This window comes from Marivita sp. (assembly GCF_020055675.1).
Lineage (GTDB): Bacteria > Pseudomonadota > Alphaproteobacteria > Rhodobacterales > Rhodobacteraceae > Marivita.
In genome coordinates, this window is the sequence record NZ_JAIPUS010000059.1 from 1 (window position 1) to 6,184 (window position 6,184).

The window sequence follows — 6,184 nt, forward strand, 5'->3', positions numbered from 1 at the left end:
CCCCAGTTCCAGGCGAGCACGTCGATCTTGTCACGATGGGTGTCGTCCTGCGACTCACCCTTGATGTTGTTTGAAAGTCCAAGAAAAATATCGACAGCCATGGGTCACTCCTTTTACTGGCTCGCCTGTCAATTGCTTTGTTGCTTAACTGGCGTAGTGGTTCACTTGCCGGTGGGCAGTTTGGATACGAGGCTCATGCCGATATCCATGCCCTCCATCTGAAAATGGGGTTTCAAGAAGAATTTTCCCTGATAATACCCCGGGTTAAGCTCGTCCTCAACGACTTCGACTTTAGCACCAGCAAGGGGCTTCTTGGCCTTTTCGGTTTCACTGGCACTCTCCGGGTTGCCGGATACATACTTGTTGATCCACGTCTGGAGTTGGGTCTCCAGCTGACGCCGATCAGGGCTTTCACCGATCTTGTCGCGGACCATGACCTTAAGGTAATGGCTGAACCGGGACACGGCGAAAATATACGGGATTCGTGACGACATGTTGTCAGAAGCCGTCGCCAAGTCATCCACGTATTTCTTGGGCCGATAAAGCGATTGTGCCCCGATGAACGCCGCCTTGTCGGTATGCTGGCGATGGATCAGGCCGATCAGACCGGCCTTGCTCAGCTCTCCTTCGCGCCGATCGGTGATCGACACTTCGGTGGGGCACTTGAGATCCTTGGACCCGTCGCCGGTATCGAACACATGGGTCGGCAGATTCTGCACCTCACCGCCCGACTGAACACCCCGGATCTTGACCGTCCAGCCGTATTCCTTGAACGCACGGTTGATGTTGGCAGCCATGGCGTGGGCCGCGTTCATCCAAGAATAGAGCTTGCCGCCATGTCCGTCGGTTTCTTCTTCAAAGTTGAATTCCTCGACCACGGCATTGGAATTCTGGCCATAAGGTTCGCGCGCCAGAACCCGGGGCAGGGTCAGCGCCACGAAGCGCGCGTTTTCGCTGTCGCGCAGGCTGTTCCACTGGGCGTATTCCGGGGTCTCGAATATCTCGGACAGATCGGGTGGCTGCGAAATCTCGTTCCACTCGTCCAAACCCAGAAGCGTCGGGGAGGCGCCCGAAATGAAAGGCGCCAGCGCGGCTTCGGAAATCTTGCTCAGCGAGTTGAGCAGGTTCACGTCACCGCTCGAATGATCGAAATGGTAATCGCCGATCAGGCAACCGAAGGGCTTGCCGCCCAGTGTGCCGAGGTTTTGTTCATAGACCATGTCATGCAGCGGGCTCTTGTCCCACTTGGCACCCGGATAGCGGCGCATCATTGCCTGCAATTCGGATTTTGACACATTCAAAACCTTGACCCGCAAAGAGGCGTCGGTTTCGGCATTGTTGAGGGTGTAGGCAAGGCCGCGCCACGACGATTCGATCTTCTGGAATTCCTCGTGATGCAGGACCGCGTTCATCTGATCGGTCAGTTTCTTGTCCAGCTTGGCGAGCATGGCGTCGAGTGTGTCGATGACATCCTCTGCCACAAGTTCCTGATCGTCCAATGCTTCGCGGACAAGGGCGACAACCGCGTTGTCGACCTCCTTGGCCGCAACATCGGTGCGCGGCTTGATGGTCTGTTTGAGGATATCGGAGAATTCCGAAAGCTCGTTCAAGCCTTCGGCGGCCGTGCCAGTCTGCGCTTGCGCTTCATTTGCCATTTTTTTCAACTCTTCTCATGCAACCCGCCATCGCGAACGGATCATAAATCGCTTAATCGTCCGTTTCGTCGGTCTCGGGATCGCGCGCCGCGAGTGCCGCCATCAATTCTGGATCGTTCAGCAACTTCTTTATATGTTCCTGCGCCTTGGGCTTGCTGCTCATGTATTTCTGAAGATTGGCAAGCTGTTGGCGCGCTTCGAGCAATTTGCGCAGCGCCGGAACCTGGCGCGCGATCTCTGCCGGTTCGAGATCGTCCATCTTCGAAAACTGTAAATTGACGCCGATCTTCTCTTCCGAGTCGGGGGCAAGTCGGTTTTCGACCATGAAGGTGACACCGGGACCGACCGATTCCATGTATTCGTCGAGCGTATCCTTGGTCACATCCGCGAATGTCCGCTCTTCGACTGCTTCGGGTTCGACAGAGGGATTGTTGCCCGAAAGATCGGACATCACGCCCATGACAAATGGCAGTTCTACCATCTTTTCGCTGTCGTAAGGATCCTCATACGCGATCTGCACACGAGGCGGGCGATTTCTCTTGATAAAGCCAGAACCTGAATTGCCTGCCATAATGAACTCCCTGTTTGCACATATAGAAAGCCAGAATACACCTTGAAGTCAACGCTAATCCCGTCTCTGGCACGTAAGCAGAGTGTTGATATCTCAGCCGCTCTCCCCCTGACGCACCTGCGGAATAAGTTCCTCCACGAGTGCCCTGAAGTCCTTGTCCGCGTAGCTGCGGGCTCGTTGCAGCAAGAGCGGCACGGGGCTGCTTTTCTCGTGGCTTCTGAAAAACGATTCAACGCCGCGCAGCGCGTCCACCGCATCGGCGGAGGTCTCGATCACGGGTGCAGGCGCGGAAGGCGGTTGCGTTGCCGGTTCGGGGCTCTGTCCCGCCCCGTCCGACGACAGCGCGCGCAACCTGTCAATATTCATCACGAACCCGGTTTGAGGCCCGAATTCCACGATTGCTTTCGCGGCCTCCTGCGGGAGCAGCGTTTCCAGCGCCTCGATAAGCGGTCGCCCGATCAGGAGGCGAGCCTGCGTCACGAGTAGAAGTGCGGCTGAGGACGGCTCTTTATGCCGGTAATAGGCCTCGCAGGCCTCCAGAACCTGCCGCGCCTCCTCGTGCGAACCGACCTGCAAACGCGACTGACCGTCAGAAGCCTGCGGCACCGCCGCCGATGCCACCGGTTCCGCCTGCCCCGGCTCGTCAGTCGCGGGCTGGGGCGAGGGCACGTCAATTTCGGCGCCGCGCAGATCGGCACGCGCATCGGTGATTGCCTCAAGGCACTCGGTCACCAGGTCCTGAAGAGGATCCAGCGCGGGCGAAAACGGATGGCTTTCATTGACCTGACAGGTCGCCACGATCCGCGCCAGCGATTGTGACAGCGACAGAAGCGCGCCGTGACTTTCGTCGACTTTCTTACGATTCGTCGGGGCAGCCAGAGAGTCCTGCAACATGGCCGATGAAATCTCGTCCTCAAACGACAGCGGCGTAGCCTGCCCCGCCGCTATTCGCAGCTTGCGCAACGTGACTTCGGTCGTCCCCGTAAGACCGGCGAATTGCAGCGGCAACAGGACGGTGTTCTGCTGCGCCAGATCGTTGAGCGTGTCACGGCGTTCGCCAGAGCCACTTTCGAGAGTCGGGTGGACCTCGGCACCGAATGTGTCGAGCAGGTCGGCAATGGCGCGTACCGATTGCGCCATCGGCGCGATGCGACCAGCGAGGATTTCCCACTGCGCGCGCAGCACCAGCAGGCGCAAATCCCGGCTCCGCTTCAGCAGCGCGTCGATCTGTTTGGCCTCGCCAGAGGCGTCAACATCCTTGGGATCGAGAATGTCGTCAGGGCTGCGTGATCCGTCGGGCCGCTCGACCCCCGGTTTCAAGAACCGTTCCGGCAACCGCCCGAGTGCGCCGAAATAATAGTCATCATATGCCGCGTCCATGGCAGCATTGAGGTCGGGGCCACACGGTGCCTCTTCGGAAATCGGTTCGAGCACCCAATCAAGACTCATCCGAACATCTCTTTCCCAAAATCACTTCATGCACTCAACGCGTTGACATGGTTAAGCAGTTTCACCGCGCGGTCAAGGCCGCCGATCTATCGCGATGCCTTGGCATAGGCATCCGAAAACGCCTTGAGGAAGGTATCGAGCATCCCGTTCTCACCCTCCTTTGCCTTGGCATCCCAACGATCCACGTAGAGGTCCCACGCCTTGCCGCGCTTGGATGTGCCAAGGAAACCGCCCGCGCTTGATGCCTCTTCAATTTCTTCGGGCGACAGGCCTTCCAGCATATGTGCAAGTGCGGGCTGCAACGCGGCGAAAACGGCCGCCTGATGCTGGCGTAGATCCTTGAGCGCGTTCTCGAAACCTTCGGGGCCGGTCATGAAACCGTCGCGAGGCGACACGAACATCGTCTCGATGGCCTGTGCTGTATCAGGCATGAATTTCAGCGGGTTGTTCCCGGTTGCGCTGCGCATTGTGCGTTCGCCGCCCTTGGTGAAATGCTTGACGTTGGCGCGGTCCTGCAACATGCGCATCATCTCTTCGGTGGCGATCCGGACGCAATAGCCCAGCATGCGTGCAAAGTCTTCTGGGCTTTGGGCCTGCGCTGCTGCGGGGGCGATGCCGGCACCGTCACAAAAGGCACGGAGGATGGCGTCGCCAGAGGGCGCGGGTCCGACCTGCGCAGGTGGGGTCGGTTGAGGCGGCGTCGGCTGTGCCATGAACGGCGTCGGGTCGGGGGCCGCGCCTTGCGGCGATCCGAAATTGGGAGAATGCATCGGGGTGCTGCCGGACAAATCGCCGGTCGTGGGCGATGGTGGCCGTTGCAGCGGGCGCGGTGCCTCGGGCGGTGGCTGTGGCGCGGGCTGGTGCATGGGCTGGAAATCCTGAGAGATATCCCCCATCTGCGGTGCGGGCACCCGGACCTGTGACGCGGCAGGCGGCGCAGGTGGCATGGCCGGGCCAAAATCCCAAGGGTCGGCATCCTCTGCCGGGGCGGCGGGCCCCGGATGGGTCATTGGCGGGGTCTGCAGGCCGTGTGTCATGCCGTGCGGTTGCGGCTGCGCCGGCGCGCCAAGTTCCAGCCCGATGATGTAATGCCCTACCAGCAGTTGATCGGACCCGGTCAGGCGATGCGGACCTTCTAGCCGATACCGCTGACCTTGCAGGAATGTGCCGTTGCTCGACACATCGGTCAGCCAATAAGCCCCTTCGGAAAAGGAAATGTCGAAGTGATGACCGGAGATATGCCGTTCCGGGTCGGGCAACACCCAATCCATAGACGCGCGTCGCCCGACGCTGCACCCGGAACGGTTGAGCGTTATCGACAGCGGCCCGCCGTTTTCGAGCGCGTCATAATTGAGGATTCGTAGCGTTAAAGTCATGGCAGGTCAGACCCTATCCGTTCCCGAAAGCGGCGGCTAGAGCACACGGTAGAGGGAAAGCGCCAAATCGAGAAACCGGGCCAATTCGATCGGTCGTCGGTTCAGGCTTGATTTGGCGAGACAGGACAACACCGCCGAATTTACTGCGCGCGGGGTGCGATAGGGTGGCACCTGCGACGGGTCATTCGGTGCGAACTGGCCACCGGACCAGCCCACGGCCAACCCTAGCAGCACCACCGGCGTGCGCTGCGGTGCCCAGAGCGCCTCTTTCATGACCATATAGCGGTTCTGCGCATCCGGGTGCGTGGTCCAGTTGGCGATCTGCTCCATCAGCGCGCGGTCATCGGCGCTCATTTCCTCGGAGGAGGTGCGCACGCATTCATAGGCCCACCAGATCGCCATCTTGGCGCGTGCCGCAAATGCCGTGAAGGTCACCGCCTCTTCGGGTGTCGTGCTCGATCTCAGCCGCGCCAGAAAGGCAACGGCGCTCTCGTCGTCCTGGGGGCGGTGCTGCATCAGGTTTCGTATCTGCGGCATCGCCGCATAGAGTTCGGACGGCGTCTCATAGCGCAGGGCCGAAATGGCAGGCTGCGTCTTTTCCTGCTGTGGCTCGTTCTGAGGCCCCTCGTCATCCATGGGCAAATGCTTCCCTGCAACATCAATAGTCTAAAATCGCTCATAGCGCCTTTGACAAAGGCTAGCGCCTTACGCCACGCCCGTCACCGGTTAATTTTTTCGGCCCGCCCGTGGTGGCGGTTGTCGAGTGGCGCGGAACATGTCCGCTATGTCCCTAGTGGCGATTCATGCTAGAGGCCATCAGGCGCGCAGGTGCGCCCAGGTCGCGTGCGCAGAGCCATTTGAGGGAGGGTGTGACATGACGGCGGCAGATCGTTTCGAGACGGAGATCGAGGCGCGGCTTGCGGGCTTGCGCGACGAGGGGCTTTACAAGACCGAGCGGGTGATCACCTCGATGCAGTCGGGTGAGGTGCGGCTGGCGGATGGCCGTGAGGTGATCAACCTGTGCGCCAACAACTATCTCGGGCTGGCGGATAACCCCGAACTCATCGACGAAGCCGTGTCGGTATTGCGTCGGTATGGTGTCGGTATGGCGTCGGTGCGATTCATCTGCGGCA

At 59.9% G+C, this 6,184-nt stretch carries 6 protein-coding genes and 1 pseudogene; 1 reads left to right on the top strand and 6 read right to left on the bottom strand.

What is annotated here, in order from left to right:
- From LCF59_RS17285 to LCF59_RS17310, 6 genes are all read right to left on the bottom strand, one after another.
- The coding region (locus LCF59_RS17285) for a type VI secretion system tube protein Hcp (RefSeq protein ID WP_292288871.1) at positions 1-101 on the bottom strand (101 nt) is incomplete at its 3' end.
- A gap of 60 nt (positions 102-161) precedes the next feature.
- Positions 162-1,655: a type VI secretion system contractile sheath large subunit gene (tssC, locus tag LCF59_RS17290; RefSeq protein WP_292288866.1), complete on the bottom strand. Its 1,494-nt coding sequence runs from the start codon at positions 1,653-1,655 to the stop codon at positions 162-164.
- Between the two features lie 52 nt (positions 1,656-1,707).
- Positions 1,708-2,226: a type VI secretion system contractile sheath small subunit gene (gene tssB, locus LCF59_RS17295; RefSeq protein ID WP_292288867.1), complete on the bottom strand. Its 519-nt coding sequence runs from the start codon at positions 2,224-2,226 to the stop codon at positions 1,708-1,710.
- A 93-nt stretch (positions 2,227-2,319) separates the two neighbouring features.
- On the bottom strand, positions 2,320-3,675 hold the full coding sequence (locus LCF59_RS17300; RefSeq protein ID WP_292288868.1) for a type VI secretion system ImpA family N-terminal domain-containing protein: 1,356 nt from the start codon (positions 3,673-3,675) through the stop codon (positions 2,320-2,322).
- 86 nt (positions 3,676-3,761) lie between these two features.
- The gene (gene tagH, locus LCF59_RS17305) at positions 3,762-5,051 is read right to left on the bottom strand and encodes a type VI secretion system-associated FHA domain protein TagH (RefSeq protein ID WP_292288869.1); all 1,290 of its coding nucleotides are present in this window, start codon (positions 5,049-5,051) and stop codon (positions 3,762-3,764) included.
- A gap of 36 nt (positions 5,052-5,087) precedes the next feature.
- On the bottom strand, positions 5,088-5,687 hold the full coding sequence (locus tag LCF59_RS17310; RefSeq protein ID WP_292288870.1) for a hypothetical protein: 600 nt from the start codon (positions 5,685-5,687) through the stop codon (positions 5,088-5,090).
- Between the two features lie 238 nt (positions 5,688-5,925).
- On the opposite strand from LCF59_RS17310, the pseudogene LCF59_RS17315 reads away from it, so the two are divergent.
- Positions 5,926-6,184, top strand: a pseudogene (locus LCF59_RS17315) (glycine C-acetyltransferase); the annotation flags it as partial.